The sequence below is a fragment of the Actinophytocola sp. genome, from assembly GCF_036555685.1.
In the GTDB taxonomy this organism is placed as follows: Bacteria; Actinomycetota; Actinomycetes; order Mycobacteriales; family Pseudonocardiaceae; genus Actinophytocola.
This window is the reverse complement of record NZ_DATBKY010000237.1, coordinates 82,474-106,816: the sequence shown is the minus strand read 5'-3', so window position 1 is coordinate 106,816 and position 24,343 is coordinate 82,474. Positions and strand designations below refer to the sequence as shown.

The following is a 24,343-nucleotide window of genomic DNA, read 5'->3' as shown; positions in this document are numbered from 1 at the left end:
CGATCACACCGTGACGGCTGTGAGCGCTCGCAGCTCTTCCCCCGCGCCAGTGACGAAGGCGTCGAGGTCCGGGATCGTGTCGCGGTCGGCGACCACGGTGATGGCGAGCTGTCCGGCGTAGGACAGGGCGCCGACACCTAGGGTCACGTCGGCGACCAGCGGGAGGATCGGGAACACCTCGAGCACCCGCGCCCCGGCGAGATACATCGGCACGGGCGGGCCGGGCAGGTCTGCGGTCGTCACGTTGACCGGGTGGCTGTCCAGGAACCTGCGCAGCGCCCGCCGCGCGAGGCGGCTGCGCAGCATCTTGCCGAGGTCGGGATGGCTCCGCGTCTTCTCGGCCGTGGTCGCCGCGGTGATCAGTTCAAGCCGTCGGCCGGGGCCGGACACGCCGACCGGTAGCGGCACGACCATCTGCCCGATCAGGTTTCCGCGCGCGTGCTCGCGGTCGTCCGCGCGCCGCAGCGTCACCGGCACATAGACCGGCAGCATCAGGTTCTCGACCCGTGCGGCCCGGTCGCGCAGCAGCCCGCACAGACCCGCGGCGGTGACGGCCAGCAGGACGTCGTTGATCGTGGCGCCATGCTCGTGCGCGATCCGCCGAGCACCGTCCAGTTCCGCGCGGAGCACGGCGAACGTGCGGTCGGGTCCGGTGACCCGGTCCAGGCCGGTGTGCGGTGTCGGCGGCGCGGCGAGCAACCGGGGTAGCTGCGACCACGCGGCGCGCATCCGCCGGATCGTGCCGACCGGACGGCGGAGCGCGGCGAGCGCGTGCGCGAGCCGGCCGGCTCTCTCCCGGAGGGCGTCGGCGAACAGCGCGCGACCGGATGGCGGCGGGACCGGCATCCATGACGGAGCCGGGCCGACGGACGAGCCGGGAGCGGCGTCGAGAAACGCGGCGATGCTGGCGATGCCGGCGATGCCGTCGGCGATCGCGTGGTGCATCCGGACGAACAGGCCGACCCGCCGCCCCGGCAGCCCGGTCAGGAACCACATCTCCCACAGCGGCCGCGACCGATCCAGCCTGCGACGGCGCAGCTGCTCGGTGACCCGCAGCAGGGCGGCCTCGTCCCCGGTCGCCGGTACCTGCGTCACGAGCACGTGATCGGCGATGTCGAACCGCGGCGCGTCCACCCACAGCGGACCACCGAGCCAGGGCCGCGGCACGTGCAGCAGCTGCCGGAACCGGGGCACGAGGTGCAGCCGGGCCCCGACCGCCCGCCGCACCGCGTCGATGCGGAACCGGCCGTCCGGCTCGAGCAGGCCGCTCCCGTCGAGAACGGCGAGCGCGCCGATGTCCTGTGGCCAGAACTCGTCCGGCCACAGCATGAGCCGGTCCTGCGCACTCAGCCGCTCCACACACCCAGCGTCGGCACCGCAGTGGCGGCCGGGTGAGAGGCGAAGGACCTTCTCGACGCGGGCCTACCGACTCCGGCACCGGGTGTCCCGCGTGGACAGCATGACGGTGGCGGCCGGATGTGCCGGTACCGCCGGAAGGAAACATCATGAGCGCGCCACCGCACGAGTCCCCGGCGATCGACGTGACCGCGTTACGTGCCCGGACTGCCGGGATCCTCAACCGTCACCCGGCGGTCGGCCTGGCGATCGGCGTGGTCCGCGACGGGCGGCTGGAGTTCTTCCACGGACACGGGTACGCGGACCTCGCGTCCCGCACGCCGGTCACTGTGGACACTGCGTTCCGGATCGGTTCCCTCACCAAGACGTTCACCGCGGTCGCGGTGCTGCAGCTCGGTGAACGAGGGCTCGTCGACCTCGACGCGCCCGCAGGCGACTACCTGCGCGCCTACAGGCTGGTGCCGGCGAAGGCAACGCACCGGCCGCCGACCGTGCGGCAGCTGCTCACCCACACCGGCGGGCTGCCCGAGCTCGTGTATCCCGCTCGCGCCTTACTCCCCGTGCTCGGTGAGACGGTGCCCTTCGGGCACCGGGTGCCGACCCTGGCGGAGTTCTACCGCGGCGGCCTGCGCCTGGTGGCGGAGCCCGGCAGCAGGCACGTGTACAGCAACCACGGGTTCGCCACGCTGGGCCAGATCGTCGAGGACGTCACGGCGCGGCCGCTCGCCGATCACCTTCGCGACCACGTGTTCGCGCCGCTCGGCATGGCGCACACCGACCTCAACGGTTCCTCGCGCGGCACCGCGGCTCTCGCCACCGGGTACACCCTGCGCGCAGGCGGCCCGCGGCCGGTCGCCGATCGCGAACTCGTGACGATCGGGGCCGGCGCCGTCCAGTCGACGACCCGGGACATGGCGCGGTACGTGGCGGCCCTGCTCGGCGGCGGTGGCGGGCTCCTCCGCACTGAGACGCTCGCCGGCATGTACGCGCCCCACTACCGGCCCGATCCCCGCCTGCCCGGCATGGGGCTCGCCTTCTTCCGCCAGGACGCCGGTGGACACCTCGTCGTCGAGCACAACGGGTTGCTGCCCGGCTTCTGGTCCGAGCTGTCCGTGGCCCCCGGCGACGGCGTCGGGGTCGTGGCGTTCACCAACGGCACGCGCGGTGGCATGGCGTGGCTCGGCCGCGAGGTGTCCGGACTCGTTCACGACCTGCTCGGCGTGCCGGAACCGGTGCTGCGCGCGGACATACCGCAGCATCCGGAGATCTGGGCCGAGCTCTGCGGTCGATACTCGTTCCGCGGGTCCGTGCGCGACGTGCAGAAGTGGTTCGTCGCGGGCGCGGACGTACGCGTCCGGCGCGGCCGGCTCGTGCTCCGCGTGCGCACCCCGGTGCCAGCCCTGTCCCGCGGCTTGACGCTCCACCCCGACGACGCCGCCGACCCGTACGTGTTCCGGGCCGATCTGTCCGGCTTCGACCTCGGCACGACGCGGGTGGTGTTCGGCCGGTCGCCCGGAACCGGCGTGACCGGCTTCCATCTGGACGTCGCGCCGATGTCGTTCGACAAGCGGCGCCACGGAGGTGATGCGGAATGACGAAGCGAATCGCGATACGGGACGTGTCGCTCAACGTCGATGTGGTCGGCGACGGCGATCCGCTGCTGCTGATGCACGGCGGTCCGGGGGCGGATCTCTGGACGCTGCACCAGTTCCGGCACTGTGCCGACCGGTTCACGCTGGTCTTCTACGACCACCGCGGCAACGGACGGTCCACCGGCGCGCCGGTCTCGTCGATGACGTGGGACAACCTGACGGCGGACGCCGAGGCGCTGCGCGAGCGGCTGGGCTATCGGCGGTGGGCCGTGCTCGGCCATTCGTTCGGCGGGCACGTCGCGCTCGAGTACGCGCTGCGCTACCCCGACAGCCTGTCGCGCCTTGTGCTGCTCGACACGGGCGCCGACAGCCGCTGGTCGCGGCAGAACGCACCGGAGGTGCTCGCCGCACGCGGCTACGGCGCCGACAAGGTCGAGCTCGCCCGACGCTGGTTCGCCGGTGAGATCCTGCCGCGGGAGTGGTTCCGTATCCTGCTGCGGCTCGGCCCCGCGTACTACAGCGGCCCTGGCGTGAGGACGATCGCGCGCGAGCTGGCGCACGGCGGCTGGCGCACGAAGATGCGACCGGACGCGCTGATCTTCGCGGGCCACCACCTCCTCGACGGCTGGTCGGTGGTGGACCGTCTCCCCGAGATCACGGCAACGACGCTCGTAGTCGCCGGCCGTGACGACTTCGTGTTCCCGCCCGAGTGCCAGTACGAGTTGGCGGCGGGCATCCCGCATTCGCGCCTGCGGCTCATCGACCGCGCCGGGCACAGCCCGCACGCGGAGCAGACGGCCGAGACGCTGCGCGCGGTCGGCGACTTCGTCGCGGCGGTCAGGTCGTGACACCGGGCGACCCGGTCGTCCGGGACGGTCTGGCCGTGTACCGGCTGGGACACGGGGAGCCCATGTTCCTGATGCCGGGCCCGCACCGGTTCCAGCGTCCCGGGCTGCCGGCGGCGAACGCGCTGATCGACGGGCTTGCCGGGTTGGGCAGGACCGTCGTCACGTTCGACCCGCCAGGCTCGGGTGCCTCGCGGAGGCCGGCACGGTTGGGCATGGCGGAGATGCACGACTGTACCGACGAGGCGCTGCGCGCGACCGGTGTGGCGGGTCCGGTCGATGCGATGGGCCACAGCATGGGTGGGCTGGCTCTTCTCTCGTATGCCCTGGAGCGGCCGGGACGGGTCCGGCGGATGGTTCTCGTCGGCACCGGCAGCGGTGGTCGCGCCTACCGCGAGGCGCCCGGCGCGCTGTGGAACCGCACGCATCCCCGCTTTGTGCGCATGGCCCTGCTGGGCAGCGTACACATGCTCCTGCGCAGGCTTGGCAGCGAACGAATCCTGATCAACTTCGTAACCCGCGAATCCTATGTGGACCAGCAGCGCGCCGACCCGGCACCGGTCACCTTCACCGACTGGCTGCGCCCGGCCGCCGGCCGGGCCGACTGGCACCGCATGGCCCGCAAGCTCGACTACACCACGCGCCTGGGCGAGCTCGACCTTCCCGTGCTGCTGATGTGCGGCCGGCACGACCCGCAGTTCCCGCCGTCCTGCTCGGCCGAGCTCGCCGCCGCCATCCGCCGCAGCGAGCTGATCTTCTTCGAACGAAGTGGTCACTACCCGTTCATCGAGCAGGCACCGCCGTTCTGGGCCGCGGTCGGCGAGTTCCTCGCCGCGCCGGCATGAGTCGTCATCGGACCGGCGGCCGACCGGGGGCCCAAGGGACCGGGTCGGCGGGACCTCCGTCCCTGTCCGTGGCACCTGTCGCATTCCTACCTTCGGGGTATCGGATGGACCGTCAGGAACGCGAGGTCGGTTGTGCGACAGAGGGTTGTGGTCATCGGAGGTGGTGGCACGGGTGCCGCGCTCGCGCACGACCTGACGCTGCGCGGCCTGGCCGTGACGGTACTGGAGCGAGGCGAGCTGACCTCGGGCACCACCGGACGCCATCACGGGTTGCTGCACAGCGGCGGGCGCTACGCGATGACGGATCGGCAGTCGGCGGTCGAATGTGTTCAGGAGAACCGGATCCTGCGGCGCATCGCCCCCGGCTCGTTCGAGAACGGCGGCGGCTTGTTCGTCGCGGTCACCGACGACGACGCAGACCAGCGCGACGAGTTCGTCGACGCCTGCGCCGAATCCGGCATCCCCACCCGGCTGCTCTCCCGCTCGGCGGCGCTCGACGCCGAGCCCGGGCTGTCACCCGATGTCCGCCTCGCGGTCCAGGTGCCCGACGCGACCATGGACGCCATGCGCCTGCCGCTGCGGTTCTTCGCCACTGCGCAGCGTGGCGGCGCCGTGCTGCGGCCGTTCACCGAGGCGGTCACATTCGTCTCGAACGGACGGTCGATCACCGCCGTCGTCGCGCGCGACCACATGGCCGGGCGGAACGTGGCGGTACCCGCGGACCTCGTCATCAACGCCGCGGGGCCGTGGAGCGGCCGGGTGGCCGCGATGGCCGGGGCCGAGGTGCCGATCCGCCCGTCGCCGGGCGTGCTCGTCGCGGTCACCGGACGGTGGTGCACCCATGTCGTCAACCGGCTTCACAAGCCCGGCGACGGCGACATCGTGCTGCCCCAGCGCGGACTGTCCGTGGTGGGCACCAGCTCGTGGACCGTCGACGACCCCGACGAGGTGCGAGTGTCGAGCGAGCACGTGCGTGCAATTCTGCGCGAAGGGATGCGACTGGTGCCCGCAGTGGGCGCGGCATCCATGCGGGCCGCGTGGGCGGCGGTACGCCCGCTGATCGGCGCCACCGGGAGCGACGCTTCGGGCCGCACGCTGAGCCGCACCTTCCGCTGCTTCGACCACGCCGCCGACGGCGGCGCCGACAACCTGATCACCATCACCGGCGGCAAGGCGACGACGCTTCGTTCGATGGCCGAGGCGACGGCCGACATCGCGTGCGCCAAGCTCGGCGTGACGACGCCCTGCCGCACCAGGGACGCTGTGCTGCTGCCGCACACCGCGTACTACACATCGGCGGAGGTAGGGGCATGAACGAGACCACCGACGGCGAAGCCGCGATCCGCGTCACCGTGTACCGCCGGCGCGCCGGGGACACGGACCCGCACTACGACGACTTCGACGTGCCATACCGGCCGGGCATGACCGTGTTGGACATACTGATGTCCATCCGGTCGCACCAGGATGCGGAGCTGACGTTCCGGCACTCCTGCCTCCACGCCTCGTGCGGCACGTGCGGCATGCGCGTCAACCGGCGGGAGCGGCTCGCCTGCGTGACCCCCGCCGGCGCTCCTGGCGACCAGGTACTGATCGAACCGCTCGCGGGGGCGGAGGTCCGCAGTGACCTCGTGGTGGACATGCGCCCGTTCTACGAGTCCCTCGACGCCGTCGGCCGGCCGCTGCTGCGCGGGGACGAACACAACCACGACGGACACCGGCTCGAGGACTGCATCGAATGCTCGCTCTGCACCTCGGCCTGCCCGGTTACCGCCACCGACGGGCGCTACGCCGGTCCCGCGGTCCTCGCCGCGACCGAGCGGGTGCTGCGAGAGCCGCGGGGGCACGACGCGGCGGCCGTCCTCGAACGCGCAGACCGCGAACAGGGCGCTTGGCGCTGCCACCTGGCGCTGGAGTGCTCGCAGGTCTGCCCGGCCGGCGTCGACCCGGCCGGCGCGATCATGCGGCTGCGCCGTGATCTGCTGCGGCGGCACCTCGCCCTCCATGTTCACCGCGCTCGCAATGGGCGGCGGTCATGACCGGCCGCCGGGGCGTCCGCGGCTGGCTCGACCCACGTGGCCGGCACTCCGGCATGTGGACCCTGGTCGCCGGCCGCGTCGCCGGCATCGGCCTCACCTGCTATCTGTACGCGCACCTGGCCGTGCTGAGCCTGCTCACTCGCGGTCCCGGTACCTGGGACCGGTTCGTCGCGATCGCCGGGCACCCCGCGTTTCTCGCCCTCGACGCCGTGCTCGTCGCCGGGCTGCTCGTGCACGCGGCACACGGGGTGCGCGTCGCTCTGCAGGGCTCCGGCTTACTGATCGGCGCCCGCAGATCGCTCATGGTGGCGCTGGCTGTGGTCGGAGTCGCCGTCGGTCTCGTCGCGATCGTTCTGCTATTCAACTGAGGAGGTCCGTCCAATGCAGATCCAACCGCGCGAAACCGCCCGGGACCACATGTCTCCAGCGTGGTTGTGGACGGTCCAGGCCGGTAGCGGCGCCCTCCTGCTCGGGCTGCTGACCGCGCACATGATCGCCCAGCACTACGTGGCCGACGAGGGCCTGCGCAGCTACGCCGAGGTCATCGCCTGGCTGCGCAATCCCGTCGTGTTCACGACCGAGCTGGCATTTCTCGTCACGGTCACCTGGCACGCGCTCGCCGGCCTGCGCGGGATCGTCGCGGACTTCGGGCCGAGCGACCGGGTCGAGCGCCTCGTCACCCGCGGGCTCGTCGTCCTCGGTGCCGCGACCGTCGGGTACGGCGCCTGGCTGCTGGTCACCATCGCAGGCAACGGGTGAGTTGTCATGCACGAGCCGGCGGCAGGACATGCCTGCCGCCGGCCCTTTCCTTCGCTGTCAGATAAGTGTCATGCGTTGTGCCGGCAGCCAGTAGCCGGCCAGCGAGCCCGCGGTGACCAGGACCTGGAGCCGCCCGTTGATCGTGGCGCTGCGCTGGAAGGGCGCGCTCGTCGCGCTCGTCGGCCTGATGGTCCTGGCCGCGGTGACCGTGCCGGCCGCGTCGTACCGGTACGCCGACCAGGTACCGGCCGGGATGCGGACGGTCCGTGGCAGCGGATACGCCAGCACCGCCTTCGCCCCGGCGAACCAGGCGCGCTGGTAGTTCTCGGCGACCCAGTAGCCGGCGAGCGAGCCGGCGGTGATCCGCAGGTAGACGCCGCGACCCTTGATCCGCGCCCGCTGATCGCCGGGCGCCCCCGAACGCCTGCTCAGGCTGATCGACTTGCGGGCCGTGATTGCGCCGTTCGCATCGAACTTGTAGCCGGTGTGCGTGCCGCCCGTCAGCACCACCGTCCCGCTGACGGCCGGTGGCGGGTAGTCGGCGCGCAGCGCGTCGGCTATCCGGCTCCAGCCCGCGTCGCCGGTGCTGGCGTGCAGGGAAACCATCTGGTGCCAGTGGATGTCGTGATACTTCGTCGACAGCACCGCCGGGTGCCGCAGGCAGTAGTGGCTGATGTAGCCCAGGTTGCGGAAGCGGTACTGGATGTGCCACCGCGCATTGACGAGCCCGCCGTTCCACAGGTCGACCGCGACGGTGTTGCCGGTCAACCGGAGGTAGTCGTACAGACCGAAGGCGGCGAACACGTGTCCGTTGAACGTCCGGTCCGAGGAGGTCGGCGGCCAGAGCGGGTACTCCTCCAGCCACAGGTAGTTCTCGGCGTCGATGTGCACAGTGGACGGAAGGCCCTGCACCGGTGCGTTGTGGAAGCTGTTGAACGTGGCATCCGCCGCATCCCGCCACTTCTGGTCACCGGTGACCCGGTTCAGCCGCACGAACACGTTCAACGCCTGCCCCTGCGCCATCGCGCTGAACCAGGGCGCGCGCATGACGTTGCTGCCGCCGTGCAACGCGAAGTCGAACCGGTACGGGTAGTACCACGCCTCGTCCGAGACGACTCGCCTGTCGATGAGACGCTGGGCGTCGAGCACGGCACGGTTCAAGTAGGCGGCCCTACCGGTGAGCCGGTAGTTGTTCAACGCCGCCAAGGCATCCTCCGCCTGGTTGACCGGGTGGTCGTACAGCTTCCCGTCCAGCAGGTACATCGCCACGCCGGTCGCGTCCCGCACCTCGGGCAGCTCGTACACCGCGCTGGAGTTGTACGGCAGGGCAGCGTCGGGCAGCGCCCGCGGCACGAACGTCCCCTTCTGGTACGTGTCCGGCAACGGCCTCGTGGTGGCCGCGACGGACTTCGCCTCCATTTGCTCGATTCGCTGCTCGACGCCCGCGGCGCCGGCGGCAGGTGGTAGAGCGATGCCTTCCAACGGGTCCGAGCCCGGCCCGCTGGGCATCACGGGCACGGCGGTCGCGTCCGCCTGCGTGGGCGCGCTCACCGCCTGCGCGACGGCCACCGGCTCACCGGTCGATGTCCCCAATACCGATAGCGACATCGCCACAATCGCGACGAGTACCGATAATTTGCGCCAGTTTCGCGCCGATCCCACATAATTCATGTGAACCATTCCCCAGTTTCGAAATGTCTTTTCAGGAGAACATTTGTGTCACTTTCTTGGCAAGCAGGTCGACGAGGTCGGTCGCGGTCACGATGCCGACCACCCGGCCCTCGTCGAGCACCAGCACGGCGTCGGAGGCCGAGCGGGCCATGCGCCGGGCGGCCATACCGACGGTGCCGGCCGCGTCGACGCACGGCGGCGGGGTCCGCATGACGGTGCGGCACGGCCGCGTGCCGGCGCCTGTGGTGGACCACAGGCGCCACAGCGCGTCCGACTCGTGCAGCAGCCCGAGGCACCGGCGGCGTTCGACCACCGGAAGGTGCCGAACGCCGGCCTCGACCATCATCCGCAGCGCCACCTCGAGCGGCGCGGACGGCACGATGCCGAGCACCTCCGCGCTCATGACCCGCTGAATCGGCAGGTTGTCCAGGGTCGACGTGTCCATAGTGGTCACCGCCTCGCGTGCGGGCCGTCACGGGATGTACTGCTCGAAGACGGCGACGATCCGGTCATTGCGGACGGTCAGCCAGAACGGGTTGTACCAGAGCTTGCCGTCGTTCGGTTCGATGTCGTCGCTCAGGTACCTCGGCAGCGCGGCGAACGGGATCGTCTGGTGGACGCTGCCGTGCGACGGCACGAGCACGCTCACCGCCGCGCCGCGCTGGACCGGAAGTGTCCGCAGCCGCGGGTTCTGGTTGACGATGTAGTAGCCGTTCGGCACGTGGACGTCGGGCGCCTCGGGGTGGTCACGGTGGAACGCCTCGTCCGCCTCCTCGCCGGTGAGCCACTGGACGACATCGAACGTGAGCGTCCGGGAGCCCAGGTCGAGGCGGGTCAGCCAGACACAGTGCCTGCCGTTCGCAAGCACCGGAGCCCGGTGCGGCGCGGGCACGTGGTGTGACGGGGTGTGACCGGGCCGCGGGTGCGTCGCGCCGGGCATCCGCGGCATATGCGATGTGGACGTGGGTGCCGGCTGCGTCACCGGCGGAGACGTTGTCGCCGGTCCCCCTGTCCCCGGTTCCGCGCGCCCGCACCCGGCGACGAGAGCGGCCGCGGCGGTGACCGCGACCATCGTTGCGAGCTTGATTCCCTTCATACTTCAACGGTGTTCCCGTCTCGTGCGGGCACACAGTGGCGTTCGTCGCCGCCGGCAGGGACTTCCGGCCCTGCGTCTCAGGTCTGTTCCGGTTCCATGGTGATGGCGCCGCTCGGGCACTCGGCGACGCACAGGCCACAGCCCTTGCAGTAGTCGTAGTCGATCGCGTATCGATCACCCGGACCGAGCTTGATCACCGCGTTGTCCGGGCACACGCCGTAGCAGTTGTCGCATTCGAAGCAGTTCCCGCAGGACAGGCACCGGCGTGCCTCGAACAGGGCGGTCGACTCGTCGAGCCCGCCGACGACCTCGTCGAAGGTGCCGACGCGCCGCGCGGCGTCCAGCGTCGGCCGCACGGTCGCCGGTGCGTCCGAGTAGTACCACGTGTTCAGCCCGGCGAACGTGGCGACCGCCGGCTTCGCCGGCTCGGCGTGGGTCTCACCACGCAGCCACGCATCGATCGCCCGCGCCGCGCGCTTGCCATGGCCGACGGCGACGGTGACGGTGCGCTCGGCCGGGACCATGTCACCACCGGCGAATACACCCGGGTGTCCGGTCATGAGGTCGGGTCCGACCCGCACGACCCCGTCCTCGGTCTCGATACCGTCGACCGCGGACAACAGTGACAGGTCCGCGTTCTGCCCTATCGCGAGCACCAGCGCGTCCGTGCCGAGCTCCTCGAACTCACCGGTCGGCTGTGGGAAACCCTGTTCGTCGAGGCGCATCTTCTCCACGGTGATGCTGTCCTCCCCTGCATGGGTGATGGTGGACAGCCACCGGATCGTCACGCCTTCCGCCAGCGCCTCCGCCACCTCCACGTCGTGCGCCGGCATCCGCTCGCGGGTGCGGCGATAGACGACTACGGCGTCCGTGGCGCCAAGGCGCTTGGCGGTGCGCGCCGCGTCCACCGCGGTGTTCCCGCCGCCGTACACCGCCACCCGGCGGCCCAGCACGGGCGCCTCGTTCCCGGCCATGTCGCGCAGCAGGGTGATCGCGTCGAGAATCCGCGCTCCGTCCCCGGCCGGGATGTAGGCACGCCGCCCGATGTGCGCCCCGACGGCGAGGAACACGGCGTCGAACTCCTCCAGCGCGGCGACCACGTCGGTGACCGTGGACTCCCGCTCGAGCGTGACGCCGAGGGCGAGGACGCGGGCGATCTCGGCGTCGAGCACGTCGCGGGGCAGGCGGTAGGCCGGGATCCCGTAGCGCATCATGCCACCGGGTTCACGACCGGAGTCGCGGATCGTGACGTCATGACCAAGCAACGTCAGGTGGTACGCGGCGGACAGGCCGGACGGCCCGGCGCCGACCACGAGCACCCGCTTGCGGGACGGCACCGCTGCCACCTCGACCGTCCACTTCTGACGGATGGCCTCGTCGCCGAGGAAGCGTTCGACGGAGTTGATGCCGACCGCCTCGTCGAGCTGCCCGCGGCTGCAGGCGGTCTCGCACGGCCGGTAGCAGACCCGGCCCATGACGGCCGGGAAGGGGTTGTCGGCGACGAGCGTGCGCCACGCCTTCTCGTAACGGCCTTCCTCCGCGTCGTAGAGCCAGCTCTGCACGTTCTCGCCCGCCGGGCAGGCGTTGTTGCAGGGCGCGAGCAGGTTTCGGTAAACAGGCCGCTCGGTGCGCCAGGTACCGGTCTTGTTGGCGAGGCTGGACCCGACGCCCAGCGTGATCGCGAACGGCTTGTCCATCAGGGCACCTCGTGCGTGTCGAGCAGGCCGTACTTGCGGATGTTGCGATCGGCGCCGGCCTGGATGCGCGCGATGACGCCGGTGTCCGGGTGCTCGCCGAACAGGTGGGCGTAGCGGCCCTGCAGCTTCAGGTATTCGTCCACCGGTACCCGTTTGCGTATGGGCGACACGTCGACGATCTCGCCGTGCTCGGCCTCGAACACCGGGAACAGGCCGCTTTCCTTGGCGAGCCGGGCGAGCCGGATCGTGTTGGCCGCCGCGCTGGCCCAGCCGAGCGGGCATGGCACGAGGACGTGGATGTAGCGGGCGCCATGGAACGTCATGGCCCGGGTCACCTTGTATTCGAGGTCGCGTAGCTCGGCGACCGTCGCGGTCGCCACGTATGGGATCTCGTGGGCCATCGCGATCGCGGGGACGTTCTTGCCCTGCCCGAAGGCGTTGCCGGGACGTTCGCCCACGGCCTGGGTCGTCGCCGTGCGGGCCGCCGCCGGGGTGGAGCCGGAGCGTTGCACGCCGGTGTTCATGTAGCCCTCGTTGTCATAGCAGATGAACAGCACGTCGTCGTTGCGCTCGAACATCCCGGACAGGCAGGCGAAGCCGATGTCGACCGTGCCGCCGTCGCCGCCCTGCCCGACCACCCGGACATCGGTGCGGCCCTTCACCTTCATGGCGGCCGCGACCCCGGCCGCGACCGCGGGAGCGTTGCCGAACAGCGAGTGGATCCACGGCACCTGCCACGAGGTCTCCGGATAGGGCGTGGAGAACACCTCCAGGCAGCCGGTGGCGTTGACGGCGACCAGCTGCCGCCCGGTGGCGCGCATCGCCGCGTCGATGGCGTAGCGGGCACCGAGCGCCTCGCCGCAGCCCTGGCAGGCGCGGTGACCACAGGTCAGCGAGTTCGCGCGGTTGCCGTCCGCCTGCACCGACCGCTGCTCCGGCGCGAGCAGCCGGTTGCCCACCACGTGGCTGCCGGTCTGGTAGAATTTGATCTTCTGTGCGGGCATGTCGTCGGTCCTCAGCTCTCAGCGGCGACGTCGGAGGGCACGCCTTGATGGAGATCGCGGAGCAGGTTCTCGGCGATCGGTCCGGAGCGCCTGACCCGACGCATCCGCCGCAACTCCTGTGCCACGAGATCAGTGCGCAGATCGAGGAACCGCGTCGGTTCCAGCGTTCCCGCGGCCGCGTCGGCCAGCAGCGCCCGCAGGGACGCCTTGGTGATCGGCCGCCCGCCGAGTCCGGCGAACACGGTGTGCACCTCCACGGGGAGCCCGGCCAGGGCGGCGCGCACCTCGGGAGTGACGATTCCACAGCTGCCCACTCCGAGCGCGCGCTCCACCACCACCACCCGCGCCGCCGGACCGACGGCTGCCCGCAGCGCGTCGGCGGGGAACGGCCGGAACGACGTGAGGCCCACGGCGCCGACCCGCATGCCGTCGCCACGGAGCTCGTCGACCGTGTCCTCCAGGGTGCCCAGAACAGAACCCATGGCGATGACCAGGATGCCGGCGTCATCGTGGCGGTAGGGCCGCACCAATCCACCGGAGTCCCGGCCGAACACGGCCGTGAACTCCGCACGCAACCGCGGGATGATCTCCAGCGCGCGCAGGTGCTTCTCGTGTGACAGGTAGCGGACCTCGGTGTAGGCGTCCGGGCCGACCATCGCGCCCATCGACACCGGATCCGCGGGGTCGAGGACCTGCCGCGGCTCGTACGGCGGCAGGAACGCGTCCACCCGCGCCGCCTCCGGTACGTCGAGGCGTTCGAATGCGTGGGTGAGGACGAACCCGTCCATGCACACCATGACCGGCGTGGACAGCTCCTCGGCAAGCCGGAACGCCTGGATATGCAGGTCGAGCGCCTCCTGGTTGTCCTGCGCGTACAGCTGGATCCAGCCGCTGTCCCGTTGGGACAGCGAGTCGCTGTGGTCGTTCCAGATGTTTATCGGGGCGCCGATCGCGCGGTTGGCCACGGTCATGACGATCGGCAGGCCGAGACCGGAGGCGTTGTACAAGGCCTCCGCCATGTACAGCAGGCCCTGGCTCGCCGTGGCCGTGTACGTGCGGGCGCCGGCCGCCGACGCGCCGATCGCGACGGACATCGCGGCGAACTCGGACTCGACGTTGAGGTACTCGCACGGGCTGAGCCGGCCGGCCTTCACCAGCGCGCTGAGCGCCTCGACGATGTGCGTCTGCGGCGAGATGGGGTACGCGCTGACGACCTCGGGCCGGCATCGCGCGACCGCTTCGGCGACACCGCGGGAGCCCTCGATCTGGCTAAGCATGCTCGAGCTCCTCGATCTCGATACGTGCGACCTGGTACGCGGTCCGCGCCGCCGTGGCGTTCGCGGCGGCCACCGTGCCGGTGAACCGCTGGAGAACCGCCGTGATCACCGAGTCCAGCGACACAACCCCGCTCACGGCGGCGAACGCACCGAGCAGTGCCGCGTTCGGCACCGGCCTGCCGACGATCTTGCGGGCGAGTTCGGTTCCGGGCACGCTGATCCATCGCCCCGGCCGGTGGGCGATCCGCGGCAGGTCGAGGTTCTCGATCCGCCTGCCGGAGTTCACCACCACGAAGCCGTCGTCCCGCAGCCCGTCGAACACCGGGACCTGCCCGAGCAGGGTCGGGTCCTGGACGATCAGCGCGTCCGGCGCGACGATGGGCTCTCGCGTGCGGATCTCCCGATCGTCGATCCGGCAGTACGCCACGACCGGCGCTCCGGTCCGCTCCGAGCCGAAGCTGGGGAACGCCTGGGCGTGGCGGCCTTCGAGAAAAGCCGCGATCGACAGCAGCTCCGCGGCGGTGACGACCCCCTGCCCGCCGCGGCCGTGCACCCGCACCTCGAACATCCGATCTCATCCCTTTCAAATGCTTCTACTCCGTTGTAGACAGCCACAGTCCGTGGTGGTCAGTGCGGAAGGTCCCGTGCCGGGTGGTCGAAGGACACGACACCGGGCAACCGCCGCCGATCCGGGCACGGAGTCCTCGTCGCGCAGGGTCTTACGCCACTGGACCCGGGGCCGGGTACGGCGCTCGACTGGACGATGCGGAGGTAGTGCCATGACCACGACGACAGCCGGCTTCGAAGAAGGCGATCTGGTTCGGGTTTACCTCAACCAGATCGGCGCGATCCCCCTGCTGACGGCTGAGCAGGAAGTCGACCTGGCGAGGCGAATCGAGGCGGGCGTGTACGCGGAGGCCTTGCTGGTCCGGGGCTCGCCACGGTCGCGCCGCGACCTCGAGTACCTCGCCGAGGATGCCCGGCTCGCCATGCGGCGGATGATCAACGCGAACCTCCGTCTCGTGGTGGCCGTCGCCAGGCAGCACAACCGAGGACGCCTGTCCCTGCTGGACGCGATCCAGGAAGGCAACCTCGGGCTCATCCACGCGGTGGAGAAGTTCGACTACACGAAGGGCTACAAGTTCTCGACGTATGCGACGTGGTGGATCCGCCAGGCCATCGACCGTGGGGCCGCACACAACCGGATCGTCCGGCTACCGGCACATGTCGAGGAGGAGGTGAACAGGGTCCACGCGGCGTATCACAAGCTCACCGCCGACCTCGGCCGTGCGCCCGGCGACGAGGAACTCGCCGAGGCGACCGGGTCGACGGTGCCGCGGGTCGAGGAGCTCCGCCGGTTCGCCCGCAGCACGATCAGCCTCGACATGCCCACCGGCGAGGGCGACGACGGCGTCCCGTTCGGCGAGTTCATCGAGGACTGCGAGCTCCCACCGACCGAAGAGATCGCCGAGCACCAGGCGCTCATCGCCGATGTCCGGGCCGCGGTGGCCGATCTGCCGGCGCGTGAAGGCCGCGCGATCACCATGCGCTACGGGCTCGACACCGGGTTGCCGCGCACCCTTCGGGAGATCGCCGGTGAGCTCGGGACGAGCCGCGAGCGCGCTCGCCAGCTGATCCTCAGAGGACTGAGACAGCTCGGAAGCCCGGAGAGCCGGCATCCCCTCGTCCAGTGGCGCGAGCGCCAACCGGACGAGGGTGCCGCGTAACCGAACGGCCGTTCACGGCGCCACGTCGTACTTGGCGAGAATCTCCCGCAGGCTCGCGACGAAACGCAATGACTCGTCGTGCTCGCGTTGCCACACGTTGCGGCCGAAGATCAGGCCCGCCGCACCGGCCTCCATCGACTCGCGCGCCTTTTCCAGCATCACCTCGTCGCCCGCCCTGGTTCCACCGGACACCAGGACGAGTGTGCGGTTCGCCGACCGGACGACGGCGTCGATGGCCTGCTGGGCCGAGACGTCGGTGCCGACGTACTGTTCGGCCACCCCTTCGCTCTTCTCCGGGTGCGGGAAGTTCACCTTCACCACGTCCGCGCCGAGCTCGCTCGCCACCCGGGCGGCGTAGTCGACCGCGTAGAAGGAGTCATTGCCGCCCTTGGCCGCCACGGCCCAGCCGCGCGGGTAGGCCCACACGATCAGCGGCATCCCGAGCTCCTGAGCGTCGGCACGGACCTGCCGGTACTGGGCGAAGTCCTTTTCCTGCACCGGGGTGCCCACGTAGAGGGTGTAGCCGACCGCGTCGGCGCCGAGGCGAACGGCGTCGGCGACACTCGCGTGCACCGGGGAGAGCGCCGCGTTGTCGGGCGGGATGTCGGTCTTGCCGTTCAGCTTGAGCACCAGCGGGATCTCGCCGGCGTAGTCCCAGTAGAATTTCTCGGCCAGGCCGATCTGCAACACGATCCCGTTGAACCCGCCCTCGACGCCGAGCTTGACGATGTAGCGCGGGTCGCTCGAGTCGGGGTTGGCGAAGAAGTCGCGGGGGCCGTGCTCGAAGCCCTGGTCGTAGGGCAGGAAGAGCGCCGTGCCGTTGCGCAGCCCGTGCTGGTGCAGGATGCGGTGCAGCCGCGCCTTCTTGCCGGTGTCCAGCCCGAGCCGGCTCAACCGTGTCCGTGTCGCCATCGTGTGCCTCCTGTGTTCGATCAGGCGGCCGGGAACGCGCCCGGCCGGAGGTTGTGTCCGAGGTGATGCACTGCGCCGGACTCGGGGCGGACGACGGCCACCGGGCAGCGGGCCGTGTGCAGCAGCGCGTTGCTCACCGAGCCGAGACCCAGTGCGGCAAGGCTCCCCCGACCTCGCGAACCCACAACGACAAGTTGGGCGTGTGCGGAGCGTGCCTGCAGGGCGTGTTCCGGGCGATCCCGCAGCACGACTGTCCGGACCGGCACCGTCTCGTACTCCTTCTGCCACCGCGCGAGTTTCTGTGTGAGCACGCACTCCTCGTCGGCTTGGACGGTCGGCCAGTCGATCATCGTGGGCAGGCCGGCCCACATGCCGGCGGTGTTCACGTCCAGCCAGGTGTGCACCGCCACGAGCGGGGCTCGTCTGGCCGCGGCTTCCTCGAACGCGAACCCGACAGCCGCATCGCTGAGCGGTGACCCGTCGACACCGACGACGACCGGCCGAACGTCCTCGGCCTGCCCGTCCGCATCGGTTCCCCGGTGCACGATGACGGGACAGTGCCCATGCGCGGCCAGCGCCACGGCGACGGACCCGAGCAGCAGCTCCCGGAACCCACCCGTGCCCCGGGAACCGACGACCACCAAGCTCGCCGTACGCGACTCGTCGATCAGGACGTCGGCGGGCAGTCCGGCACGCATGTCGGTGCTCAGCGCGACGTCGGGTGCGCAAGCGCGCACCCGACGTGCGGCGTCGTTCAGCCAGTGTCGCCCCTGCGCGAGCACCGCGGTGCGGTATGCGGGCGGTGGCGGCAGGTGCCTCGGCTGCCGCACGACCGCGAGCGCGCAGCAATGCACTAGGCGCAGCGGCACGTGCGCGCGGGCCGCCTCCGCGGCAGCCCATGCTCCCGCTCGCCACGCGGCCGGTGATCCGTCGACGCCCACCACGATCGGGTGTTCGCTGACCGGATTCGCCATCGCTGCCTCCTCAAGTCCCGTTCCACCGGCTTCATCACATCAGCCGGTCACACCGCCGAAACCGGGCGGACGTCCCTGATCGGGCTGGTCGAAGGTCCTCAGCCCGACGTGACACTCGGCGGTGACTACCCGCTCGTCACGTGGCAAGCATCGGAGGTGAAAGGAGAAAGCGATGACTGTCATGAGGAAGCGACACTGGCGCGATCTGACCACCGGACAGCGCGTCGCGTTCATCGCGATGTGCACCGCACAGGTCGGGCTCGCCGCGATCGCGTGGATCGACCTGGCCCGGCGGCCGATCGAGGAGGTGAACGGGCGCAAGCCGTTGTGGGCAGGCGCCATCGCGATCAACTTCGTCGGTCCGATCGCGTACCTGATCTGGGGCCGGCCGCGGCTGCGGCACCCGGAGCCATGACCACGACGATGCGGGTGTGGCGCGTCAAGGAGCCCGGACCCATCGACGGGCACCCGCTCGTCATGGCCGTCGAACCGGTGCGCACACCGCCGCCCGGCGAGGTGCTCGTCCGTGTCCTCGCCTGCGGGGTGTGCCGCACCGACCTGCACGTGGCGGAAGGCGACCTGCCGGTGCACCGGGAGCATGTCACGCCGGGTCACGAGGTGGTCGGTGAGGTGGTCGCGGTACATGGCGAGGACGCCGGGCGCATAAGTCCGGGCGATCGGGTCGGCGTCGCGTGGTTGCGCGGCACGTGTGAGACGTGCCGGTACTGCCTACGGGGCGCGGAGAACCTGTGTCCGAACTCGACGTACACCGGTTGGGACACCGACGGCGGATACGCGGAGTTCCTCACCGCACCGGTGGCGTACGTGCACCGACTGCCCGGCGGCTACACCGACGTCGAACTTGCGCCCCTGTTGTGCGCCGGGATCATCGGCTACCGCGCACTGGAGCGAGCGCAGCTGCCGGACGGCGGCCGGCTGGGCATCTACGGGTTCGGCGGCAGTGCCCATCTCGCCGCGCAGGTCGCGCTCGCCCGTGGCGCGGTCGTGCACGTGATGACGCGCGGCGAGCGCGCCCGGACGCTGGCGCTGGCGCTCGGTGCCGCATCGGCGGGCGGGCCGGCCGACGCCCCACCGGAGCCCCTCGACTCCGCAATCTTGTTCGCGCCCGCGGGAGAGCTAGTCCTGCCCGCGCTCGAGGCGCTCGATCGGGGCGGCACCCTGGCGATCGCAGGCATCCACCTCTCCGATGTCCCCGCACTGGACTACCGGCGACACCTGTTCTACGAGCGGCAGGTGCGCAGCGTCACCGCGAACACCCGTGCCGACGCGCGCGCCTTCCTCGAGTTCGCAGCCCGGCATCGGATCCACGTTGCCACCACGGTGTACCCGCTCGCCGAGGCCGATCACGCGCTGGCCGACCTGGCCGCCGATCGCGTCACCGGCGCAGCGGTGCTGGTGCCCTGACGGCACCCGAGAAACCGGCCTGGGCCACTCGGTCCAGGCCGGTTCGTCTTCGGGTTCGTTTCACAGGGGCGCGGTGACCGTGTCGTCGATCTCGAAGCGGATCTTGTTCTTGACGTCGATGACACCGGGGACCTTCTGGGTCAGCTGAGCGGCGACCTGTGCCGTGGTCCGGTTGCGGACCTCTCCCTCCAAGGTGACCACGCCCCTCTCGACGTCGGCGGTCAGCGTCTCGGGGAAGAGCCACATGCCCTTCCGGAACACGTGTTCCTCGATGTCGGCCAGGATCTGCGTGTCTTCCCGAAGGTAGGTGGCGATGATGTCGCGACGCGAGACCACGCCGACGAGCTTGCCCGCGAGGTTGACCACGCACAGCCGGCGCACCTTGTGCTCCGCCATCGACCTCGCCGCCGCCGTGATGGACGACGAGTCGAGGATCGTGATGGCCGGTGAGGTCATGAGCTCGAAGGCATGCAGGCCCGCCGCTTTGCTCCAGTGCGAGCGGCGCTGACGGTTGAACAGCGGCTTGCGGGTGTTGCCGCCGTCGTACTCCTCCTTGGCCAGCGTGTCCGCCTCGGACACCACGCCAACCGCTCGCCCGGTGTGGTCGACAACCGGAATGCCGCTGATCTTGTGTTCGGTCATGAGAGTCACCAGCTCCTTGAACCCGGTGCTCTCGTGGGCGGTGACGACATCCTTCGTCATCACCGACTCAACTGTCGGTTCCCACATCTCGTCCTCCGTCGGTTGTTTGCGAACTACTGTCGGAAGTCCGTCCGGTCACGGCTGCGCCCCGCGAGGTCGTCGACCACATAGCGCAGGTTGTTGTGCATGCCCACGACCCCGGGCATGGCCAGCACGGCTCGGGCGACGACCTCCGCCTCCCGCCGGCTCGCGAGCACACCGTCCACAGTGGCCGTTCCATCGTGAACGGTGACACCGACCGTGTGCTCCGGCAGGCCCACCGCCGACGCGAGCAACGCCTCGATGTCCGCGCGCAGCTCTTCGTCGGTACGGAGATAGACCCTGAGCAGGTCGCGCCGGGAGACGACGCCGGCGACCCGGCCACCGTCGTCGACGACGAACAGCCGGCGCACCTTCTCCCTGGCGAGAATGCGCGCCGCCACGCTGACCGGTTTGCTTGCCGGCACCGTGTGAACCGGCGTCGTCATCAGCTCGGCAGCGGTCTGCGCGAGCGCGCGGTACCAGCGGCCACGACCAGCCCGATCGCCGTGCGGCAGCTCGTCGCCGCCGCCGTGGAACTCCTGCTTGGCGAGTACATCCGCCTCGGACACCACGCCGATCGGCCGGTTCTCGTCGTCGACGACCGGAACGGCACTGATGCCTTGCGCGGTCATCGTGTGGACCAGGTCCTTGAACGGGGTGTTTGGCTTCGCGGTGGTCACCCGCGTCGTCATGACCGATGCCACGTCGGGTTCGCGCACCACGGCCTCCTTCGCTCGCTTCCCCTTTAGACAACCCTGTGTCGCCGGCCGGCCACAGAGGCGCAGTCCCCGCGGTGGGTGGGACCAATGGCCTCTGCCGGGCACACCTCAACGTCCCCGGCAAGTGAGGAATGTCGCCGGTGTCGGCGCACCCGGTACCACGGCGAGCATGGATGCAACGTCGGCAAAGCAGGTCGGCACGGCAGAGGAGAAGGCGATGTACGCGACATCCAGCACCCGGACCGCCCTCGCCGCTCCGCACGACCGGTACGCGGACCTCACCGACGCACGCCTCGCGGCCGCGCTGTGCGACGAGGACGACGCCGAGGAGACCGGGCTGAACCCCCACGAGCGGACCACGTGTCACGTCCACCGTCGCTGGCTGCACGACTGCGTCTCCTCGCCGCTGCACGTGATCGTGGTGACCGGCCACCGCTGGTGCCGGCGCTGCGAGTGCGCCGTCGACGTCGCTGTGGACGAGCTGGCCGGAGACGTGTCGCTGCGGTGCCCGAAGTGCCGCGAGATGCCGGCCGGGCCCGCCAACCGCCAGGTCGTGCGGGCGTGCCGGGCAAGCCTCGCCGCGGCCGCGGAAGGACGCGGCCACGGCGCCCCCTGGACACTCGACGTCATTGCGAGAGGAAGAGGAGAAGACCGATGACGCAGGCAAAGCACTGGACGATCGACGTCTACATCGACGAGCACGAGGACCGCACCCGGGCCAGCGCGCGGCTGCACAATCGCGACGAGACCGGCCTGGTCGGCACGGGCCTGGCCCGGCTCAACCCGGCGGACGGCAACGTGCCGGAGATCGGCGACGAGCTCGCCACCGCCCGGGCGTTGAGCGACCTCGCACACAAGCTGCTGGACGCGACCGTGACGGACATCGAGGCCATCACCCACGCGCCTACCACAGTGATCATGACGGACTAGCGTCCTGAGTCGTTGGTGTCGGGCGAAGCAGGCTTGGTCGAGCCGAGCCCGAAGCTGGTCCCGGTGGTGCTGCCCGGCGAGAAACGCCGGATTCCCGAGTCATGGTCATGGCGGCGGACAATGGCGCAAGCTGTGGCCCTGGGGGCCGCATGGTGTTGGTGTGCGTTCTGGCGGGTCGAATTCGGACGTGCGAAGCGGTTGCGGCTCAACCGGAACACGGCGCTGGACTGTTCGCGGAGCAGATTCCGCCGGGTCCTGCGCCGCGGGCGCGGCGTGGATGTGTCCCGGGCCGCTCTGTCCTCTGTAGGCAGGCCGACGCCGTCCCGGGGCGCGGGTTCACAGCAGATCCTCAGGTTGCGCGGGCACAATGGCCGCATCAAGACTTCGCCAACCGTCGTCGCGACGGCCCCCTCGTCCGATCCACCAACCTCGACCCGGCGGGTGCCGGCGACCGCCGCCGTGCTGGCGCTCCTCGCGGCGGCCACCGTGCTGATCAACCTCGTGCTGCCGGCCTGGGCCTACCCCTTGGCCGGTCTGAGCGTCGCGGCAGCGCTGCTCGGCGTCGCCCGTTGGACCGGCCTGCGGCTGCGGCACGTCGGGCTGGCCCGCCGGCAGCTGCGCCGGGCCGCGGTCTTCGGTCTCGTCGGCTTGGCCGCGATCGGGCTCGTGTTCGCTGTCGCGGCGGCGGTACCGGCACTGCGCGGCCTGTTCGGCGACGGGCGGCTGGAGACACTCGGGGTCGGCACGCTCCTGTGGGTGACCATGATTCGTATCCCACTGGGCACGGTCGTGTTGGAGGAGATCGCGTTCCGCGGCGTGCTACCGGCCCTGTTCGGTGCCCGGGAACGCTGGCGATGGCGACCTGCGCTGGCGGCCGCCGGCCTGTTCGGGCTGTGGCACGCGTTTCCCTCGTTCGCCCTCGCGCGGTACGCCACTACCGGCACGGCGCTCGGTGGCGTGCCGATCGCCGTGATGGTGGCGGGCACGATGCTGGCAGCCGGAGTGGGCGGGATCCTCCTGCAGTGGTGGCGGCATACCGGGCGGGGTTTGCTTGCCCCGATGCTCGTGCATCTCGCGACCAACTCGGGCGGAGTACTCGTGGCCTGGTGGCTGCTCACCCACGCGTGATCGGCAGCCTTCGCTCGCGCCACCACGTCGTCCATGGCCGACAGCCACGCAGGCGTAGATCCGGCCCCGCCGGTGACCGCCCTGTCAGGCGGTGCCTCGCCGACCGTTCGTTCGGGCGCTGGCACCCAGGGCGGCCAGCAGGTCGATTGCCAGGCAGACGAACAGCGCAGTGCCCCAGTTGTTCCACGGTCCCCAGGACTCGACGGCGGGCGTGCCGGCGATCAGCCAGACGACCAGCCAGATGAAGGTCACGACCGCACCTCCTTTCCTGCCTTGACACAACCTCGACACGGCACGGCTCGCACAGAGCACCGAGTCCCGAATGGAAGAGGCCTTCGGCCTGCCCGCACAGGTCGCACCACGCGTCGTCACCCGGGCAGCTCGGGTCGATCCGGTCGCCGGCCGCGCTTCGGCTTGTGGCGGTCGCGTGGCGGTGGCAGGAAGCCACGAGCACGCGCCGATCATCGTGGTTCCCGCCGTGTCACCGTCCATCACCGCCATCCGCCCGACCGGGAAACAAAGGGCGAAGGTCCCCACCGGTAGGGACGGTGGTCCGTGCTGGGGCACGCGACGCCGGGATCGGATGGTGGTGGAAGTCCGGTCCTGCCGACGTGAATGGGGGCGATGTCATGAAGTGGTCCGCACGCAAATGGCCGGTGTGGGAACTTGTGGCGGCGATATCGGTCGTGGCGGTCGTCGCCGCGATACTCGTCGTGATCAACAGTGACGGCCGGCAGGTACCGGGCACGGCCGTGCCGGCACCACCCACTTCCACCGCACCGTCCCCCAGCCAGTGGCGAGTTCCGTACCTCGCGGTCAAGATCGACAACGTGGCGGCGGCGCGACCACAGACCGGGCTCGGCTCGGCCGACGTCGTCTACGTCGAACCGGTCGAAGGCGGGCTGACGCGGCTCGTCGCGCTGTACGCGCGCGGCGACGTCCCCGCGGCCATCGGCCCGGTGCGCAGCGCCCGCCGTACCGACGTCGAGCTGCTCGCCCAGTACGGCACGCCGGTGCTCGCGTACTCGGGCGCGGCGCCGGAGCTGCTACCCACGCTCCGGGCCGCCCGCGTGATCAACGCGTCGCCGGCACAGGCTGCGGCCGCATTCTTCCGTAGCGGTGATCGGCGGGCACCGCACAACCTCTTCGTGCGACCCGCCGCGCTGCCGGACAAGGCGAAGGCACCGAGGCAGGCGCCGTTGCTGACGGGATCCGCGCCGGCCGGCGGCACGTCTGTCACGCAGGGCACGGTCGGGTATCCGGCCGCGCGGTACGTCATCGCGTGGTCCACCCGTCATCAGCGCTGGGTGATCACCATGGACGGAACTCCGATGCTGTCCACCGAGTGTGGGCCGCTGACCGCGGCGACGGTCGTGATCCAGACGGTCCGCGTAACCGCGCGGGAAGGCATCGAGGACGCGAGGGGCAACCCATCGCCGGTGGCTCGCACCGTCGGCACGGGCAAGGCGGTCGTGTTCCGGGACGGCAAGCGGTACGCCGCCACGTGGTCGCGGCCCACCGCGCTCTCGCCGACGCGGTTGCGTACCGCACGCGGAGCAGCGCTGCCCGTCGGAACCGGCCCCGTGTGGGTGTTCCTCACCAGGCCCTAATGCCCGATCAGCCAGCC

The 24,343-nt window shown here is 70.7% G+C and carries 27 protein-coding genes; 14 read left to right on the top strand and 13 right to left on the bottom strand.

Annotation, left to right across the window (positions count from 1 at the left end; translation table 11 throughout):
- Positions 1-3: 3 nt before the first annotated feature.
- On the bottom strand, positions 4-1,359 hold the full coding sequence (locus VH969_RS23730) for a wax ester/triacylglycerol synthase domain-containing protein (RefSeq protein ID WP_331977865.1): 1,356 nt from the start codon (positions 1,357-1,359) through the stop codon (positions 4-6).
- 146 nt (positions 1,360-1,505) lie between these two features.
- Here VH969_RS23730 and VH969_RS23725 point away from each other — a divergent pair, with 146 nt between their 5' ends.
- The 7 genes from VH969_RS23725 to VH969_RS23695 all read left to right on the top strand — a co-directional run bounded on the left by VH969_RS23725 (position 1,506) and on the right by VH969_RS23695 (position 7,433).
- Positions 1,506-2,951, top strand: coding sequence for a serine hydrolase domain-containing protein (locus VH969_RS23725; protein ID WP_331977863.1), 1,446 nt, complete (start codon positions 1,506-1,508; stop codon positions 2,949-2,951).
- The gene (locus tag VH969_RS23720) at positions 2,948-3,796 is read left to right on the top strand and encodes an alpha/beta fold hydrolase (RefSeq protein WP_331977861.1); all 849 of its coding nucleotides are present in this window, start codon (positions 2,948-2,950) and stop codon (positions 3,794-3,796) included. Before VH969_RS23725 ends, VH969_RS23720 begins: the two co-directional genes overlap by 4 nt.
- Positions 3,793-4,638, top strand: coding sequence for an alpha/beta fold hydrolase (locus tag VH969_RS23715; RefSeq protein WP_331977859.1), 846 nt, complete (start codon positions 3,793-3,795; stop codon positions 4,636-4,638). Before VH969_RS23720 ends, VH969_RS23715 begins: the two co-directional genes overlap by 4 nt.
- A gap of 132 nt (positions 4,639-4,770) precedes the next feature.
- Complete coding sequence (locus VH969_RS23710) at positions 4,771-5,952, top strand: FAD-dependent oxidoreductase (protein WP_331977857.1); 1,182 nt, start codon at positions 4,771-4,773, stop codon at positions 5,950-5,952.
- A complete protein-coding gene (locus VH969_RS23705; RefSeq protein WP_331977855.1) occupies positions 5,949-6,674 on the top strand; it encodes a succinate dehydrogenase/fumarate reductase iron-sulfur subunit in 726 nt (241 codons plus the stop codon). Before VH969_RS23710 ends, VH969_RS23705 begins: the two co-directional genes overlap by 4 nt.
- Complete coding sequence (locus VH969_RS23700; protein ID WP_331977853.1) at positions 6,671-7,042, top strand: succinate dehydrogenase/fumarate reductase transmembrane subunit; 372 nt, start codon at positions 6,671-6,673, stop codon at positions 7,040-7,042. Before VH969_RS23705 ends, VH969_RS23700 begins: the two co-directional genes overlap by 4 nt.
- A gap of 13 nt (positions 7,043-7,055) precedes the next feature.
- Positions 7,056-7,433 (top strand): hypothetical protein, encoded by a 378-nt coding sequence (locus VH969_RS23695; RefSeq protein WP_331977851.1) that lies wholly within the window; start codon positions 7,056-7,058, stop codon positions 7,431-7,433.
- Positions 7,434-7,490: 57 nt separating this feature from the next.
- Here VH969_RS23695 and VH969_RS23690 read toward each other — a convergent pair whose 3' ends face one another.
- The 7 genes from VH969_RS23690 to VH969_RS23660 all read right to left on the bottom strand — a co-directional run bounded on the left by VH969_RS23690 (position 7,491) and on the right by VH969_RS23660 (position 14,746).
- A complete protein-coding gene (locus tag VH969_RS23690; protein ID WP_331977849.1) occupies positions 7,491-9,002 on the bottom strand; it encodes a D-glucuronyl C5-epimerase family protein in 1,512 nt (503 codons plus the stop codon).
- A gap of 133 nt (positions 9,003-9,135) precedes the next feature.
- Positions 9,136-9,549, bottom strand: a complete 414-nt coding sequence (locus VH969_RS23685; RefSeq protein ID WP_331977847.1) for a CBS domain-containing protein — start codon at positions 9,547-9,549, stop codon at positions 9,136-9,138.
- A 27-nt stretch (positions 9,550-9,576) separates the two neighbouring features.
- Entirely contained in the window at positions 9,577-9,972 is a 396-nt protein-coding gene (locus VH969_RS23680; protein ID WP_331977845.1) for a hypothetical protein, read from the bottom strand.
- 305 nt (positions 9,973-10,277) lie between these two features.
- The gene (locus tag VH969_RS23675) at positions 10,278-11,897 is read right to left on the bottom strand and encodes an NAD(P)-binding protein (RefSeq protein ID WP_331977843.1); all 1,620 of its coding nucleotides are present in this window, start codon (positions 11,895-11,897) and stop codon (positions 10,278-10,280) included.
- The gene (locus VH969_RS23670; protein WP_331977841.1) at positions 11,897-12,901 is read right to left on the bottom strand and encodes a thiamine pyrophosphate-dependent enzyme; all 1,005 of its coding nucleotides are present in this window, start codon (positions 12,899-12,901) and stop codon (positions 11,897-11,899) included. Before VH969_RS23670 ends, VH969_RS23675 begins: the two co-directional genes overlap by 1 nt.
- Positions 12,902-12,912: 11 nt before the next feature.
- The gene (locus tag VH969_RS23665) at positions 12,913-14,178 is read right to left on the bottom strand and encodes a transketolase C-terminal domain-containing protein (RefSeq protein ID WP_331977838.1); all 1,266 of its coding nucleotides are present in this window, start codon (positions 14,176-14,178) and stop codon (positions 12,913-12,915) included.
- Entirely contained in the window at positions 14,171-14,746 is a 576-nt protein-coding gene (locus VH969_RS23660; RefSeq protein ID WP_331977836.1) for a 2-oxoacid:acceptor oxidoreductase family protein, read from the bottom strand. Before VH969_RS23660 ends, VH969_RS23665 begins: the two co-directional genes overlap by 8 nt.
- Positions 14,747-14,957: 211 nt before the next feature.
- On the opposite strand from VH969_RS23660, the gene VH969_RS23655 reads away from it, so the two are divergent.
- Positions 14,958-15,905, top strand: a complete 948-nt coding sequence (locus VH969_RS23655; RefSeq protein ID WP_331977834.1) for a sigma-70 family RNA polymerase sigma factor — start codon at positions 14,958-14,960, stop codon at positions 15,903-15,905.
- A gap of 12 nt (positions 15,906-15,917) precedes the next feature.
- On the opposite strand, the gene VH969_RS23650 is transcribed toward VH969_RS23655, so the two are convergent.
- Together VH969_RS23650 and VH969_RS23645 are read right to left on the bottom strand one after the other, a co-directional pair.
- Positions 15,918-16,817 (bottom strand): class I fructose-bisphosphate aldolase, encoded by a 900-nt coding sequence (locus tag VH969_RS23650; protein WP_331977832.1) that lies wholly within the window; start codon positions 16,815-16,817, stop codon positions 15,918-15,920.
- A gap of 20 nt (positions 16,818-16,837) precedes the next feature.
- Positions 16,838-17,791, bottom strand: a complete 954-nt coding sequence (locus tag VH969_RS23645) for a universal stress protein (RefSeq protein ID WP_331977830.1) — start codon at positions 17,789-17,791, stop codon at positions 16,838-16,840.
- A gap of 172 nt (positions 17,792-17,963) precedes the next feature.
- On the opposite strand from VH969_RS23645, the gene VH969_RS23640 reads away from it, so the two are divergent.
- Together VH969_RS23640 and VH969_RS23635 are read left to right on the top strand one after the other, a co-directional pair.
- Complete coding sequence (locus VH969_RS23640) at positions 17,964-18,206, top strand: PLD nuclease N-terminal domain-containing protein (protein ID WP_331977828.1); 243 nt, start codon at positions 17,964-17,966, stop codon at positions 18,204-18,206.
- Positions 18,207-18,214: 8 nt separating this feature from the next.
- Positions 18,215-19,216 (top strand): zinc-binding alcohol dehydrogenase family protein, encoded by a 1,002-nt coding sequence (locus VH969_RS23635; protein WP_331977890.1) that lies wholly within the window; start codon positions 18,215-18,217, stop codon positions 19,214-19,216.
- Positions 19,217-19,276: 60 nt separating this feature from the next.
- On the opposite strand, the gene VH969_RS23630 is transcribed toward VH969_RS23635, so the two are convergent.
- Both VH969_RS23630 and VH969_RS23625 read right to left on the bottom strand, forming a co-directional pair.
- Positions 19,277-19,918, bottom strand: a complete 642-nt coding sequence (locus VH969_RS23630; protein WP_331977888.1) for a CBS domain-containing protein — start codon at positions 19,916-19,918, stop codon at positions 19,277-19,279.
- A 53-nt stretch (positions 19,919-19,971) separates the two neighbouring features.
- Positions 19,972-20,658, bottom strand: a complete 687-nt coding sequence (locus VH969_RS23625) for a CBS domain-containing protein (RefSeq protein ID WP_331977826.1) — start codon at positions 20,656-20,658, stop codon at positions 19,972-19,974.
- Positions 20,659-20,827: 169 nt separating this feature from the next.
- Between VH969_RS23625 and VH969_RS23620 the strand changes: the two genes are divergently transcribed.
- From VH969_RS23620 to VH969_RS23610, 3 genes are all read left to right on the top strand, one after another.
- Positions 20,828-21,316 (top strand): hypothetical protein, encoded by a 489-nt coding sequence (locus VH969_RS23620; RefSeq protein WP_331977819.1) that lies wholly within the window; start codon positions 20,828-20,830, stop codon positions 21,314-21,316.
- Positions 21,313-21,588 (top strand): DUF1876 domain-containing protein, encoded by a 276-nt coding sequence (locus VH969_RS23615; RefSeq protein WP_331977817.1) that lies wholly within the window; start codon positions 21,313-21,315, stop codon positions 21,586-21,588. The genes VH969_RS23620 and VH969_RS23615 overlap by 4 nt, the downstream gene beginning before the upstream one ends.
- Positions 21,589-22,029: 441 nt before the next feature.
- The gene (locus VH969_RS23610) at positions 22,030-22,716 is read left to right on the top strand and encodes a CPBP family intramembrane glutamic endopeptidase (protein WP_331977815.1); all 687 of its coding nucleotides are present in this window, start codon (positions 22,030-22,032) and stop codon (positions 22,714-22,716) included.
- 84 nt (positions 22,717-22,800) lie between these two features.
- Here VH969_RS23610 and VH969_RS23605 read toward each other — a convergent pair whose 3' ends face one another.
- Positions 22,801-22,968 (bottom strand): hypothetical protein, encoded by a 168-nt coding sequence (locus VH969_RS23605; protein ID WP_331977813.1) that lies wholly within the window; start codon positions 22,966-22,968, stop codon positions 22,801-22,803.
- A 377-nt stretch (positions 22,969-23,345) separates the two neighbouring features.
- Between VH969_RS23605 and VH969_RS23600 the strand changes: the two genes are divergently transcribed.
- A complete protein-coding gene (locus tag VH969_RS23600) occupies positions 23,346-24,326 on the top strand; it encodes a DUF3048 domain-containing protein (RefSeq protein ID WP_331977811.1) in 981 nt (326 codons plus the stop codon).
- The last annotated feature ends 17 nt before the right edge of the window (positions 24,327-24,343 follow it).

Excerpts from the sequence above, each read along its gene's own strand:
- VH969_RS23665 (WP_331977838.1), bottom strand. The coding sequence starts at position 14,178 with ATGCTTAGCCAGATCGAGGGCTCCCGCGGTGTCGCCGAAGCGGTCGCG.
- VH969_RS23695 (WP_331977851.1), top strand. The coding sequence starts at position 7,056 with ATGCAGATCCAACCGCGCGAAACCGCCCGGGACCACATGTCTCCAGCG.
- VH969_RS23685 (WP_331977847.1), bottom strand. The coding sequence starts at position 9,549 with ATGGACACGTCGACCCTGGACAACCTGCCGATTCAGCGGGTCATGAGC.
- VH969_RS23720 (WP_331977861.1), top strand. The coding sequence starts at position 2,948 with ATGACGAAGCGAATCGCGATACGGGACGTGTCGCTCAACGTCGATGTG.
- VH969_RS23660 (WP_331977836.1), bottom strand. The coding sequence starts at position 14,746 with ATGTTCGAGGTGCGGGTGCACGGCCGCGGCGGGCAGGGGGTCGTCACC.
- VH969_RS23630 (WP_331977888.1), bottom strand. The coding sequence starts at position 19,918 with ATGACGAAGGATGTCGTCACCGCCCACGAGAGCACCGGGTTCAAGGAG.
- VH969_RS23650 (WP_331977832.1), bottom strand. The coding sequence starts at position 16,817 with ATGGCGACACGGACACGGTTGAGCCGGCTCGGGCTGGACACCGGCAAG.
- VH969_RS23635 (WP_331977890.1), top strand. The coding sequence starts at position 18,215 with ATGCGGGTGTGGCGCGTCAAGGAGCCCGGACCCATCGACGGGCACCCG.
- VH969_RS23600 (WP_331977811.1), top strand. The coding sequence starts at position 23,346 with ATGAAGTGGTCCGCACGCAAATGGCCGGTGTGGGAACTTGTGGCGGCG.
- VH969_RS23645 (WP_331977830.1), bottom strand. The coding sequence starts at position 17,791 with ATGGCGAATCCGGTCAGCGAACACCCGATCGTGGTGGGCGTCGACGGA.
- VH969_RS23700 (WP_331977853.1), top strand. The coding sequence starts at position 6,671 with ATGACCGGCCGCCGGGGCGTCCGCGGCTGGCTCGACCCACGTGGCCGG.
- VH969_RS23620 (WP_331977819.1), top strand. The coding sequence starts at position 20,828 with ATGGATGCAACGTCGGCAAAGCAGGTCGGCACGGCAGAGGAGAAGGCG.
- VH969_RS23675 (WP_331977843.1), bottom strand. The coding sequence starts at position 11,897 with ATGGACAAGCCGTTCGCGATCACGCTGGGCGTCGGGTCCAGCCTCGCC.
- VH969_RS23705 (WP_331977855.1), top strand. The coding sequence starts at position 5,949 with ATGAACGAGACCACCGACGGCGAAGCCGCGATCCGCGTCACCGTGTAC.
- VH969_RS23725 (WP_331977863.1), top strand. The coding sequence starts at position 1,506 with ATGAGCGCGCCACCGCACGAGTCCCCGGCGATCGACGTGACCGCGTTA.
- VH969_RS23670 (WP_331977841.1), bottom strand. The coding sequence starts at position 12,901 with ATGCCCGCACAGAAGATCAAATTCTACCAGACCGGCAGCCACGTGGTG.
- VH969_RS23655 (WP_331977834.1), top strand. The coding sequence starts at position 14,958 with ATGACCACGACGACAGCCGGCTTCGAAGAAGGCGATCTGGTTCGGGTT.
- VH969_RS23615 (WP_331977817.1), top strand. The coding sequence starts at position 21,313 with ATGACGCAGGCAAAGCACTGGACGATCGACGTCTACATCGACGAGCAC.
- VH969_RS23640 (WP_331977828.1), top strand. The coding sequence starts at position 17,964 with ATGACTGTCATGAGGAAGCGACACTGGCGCGATCTGACCACCGGACAG.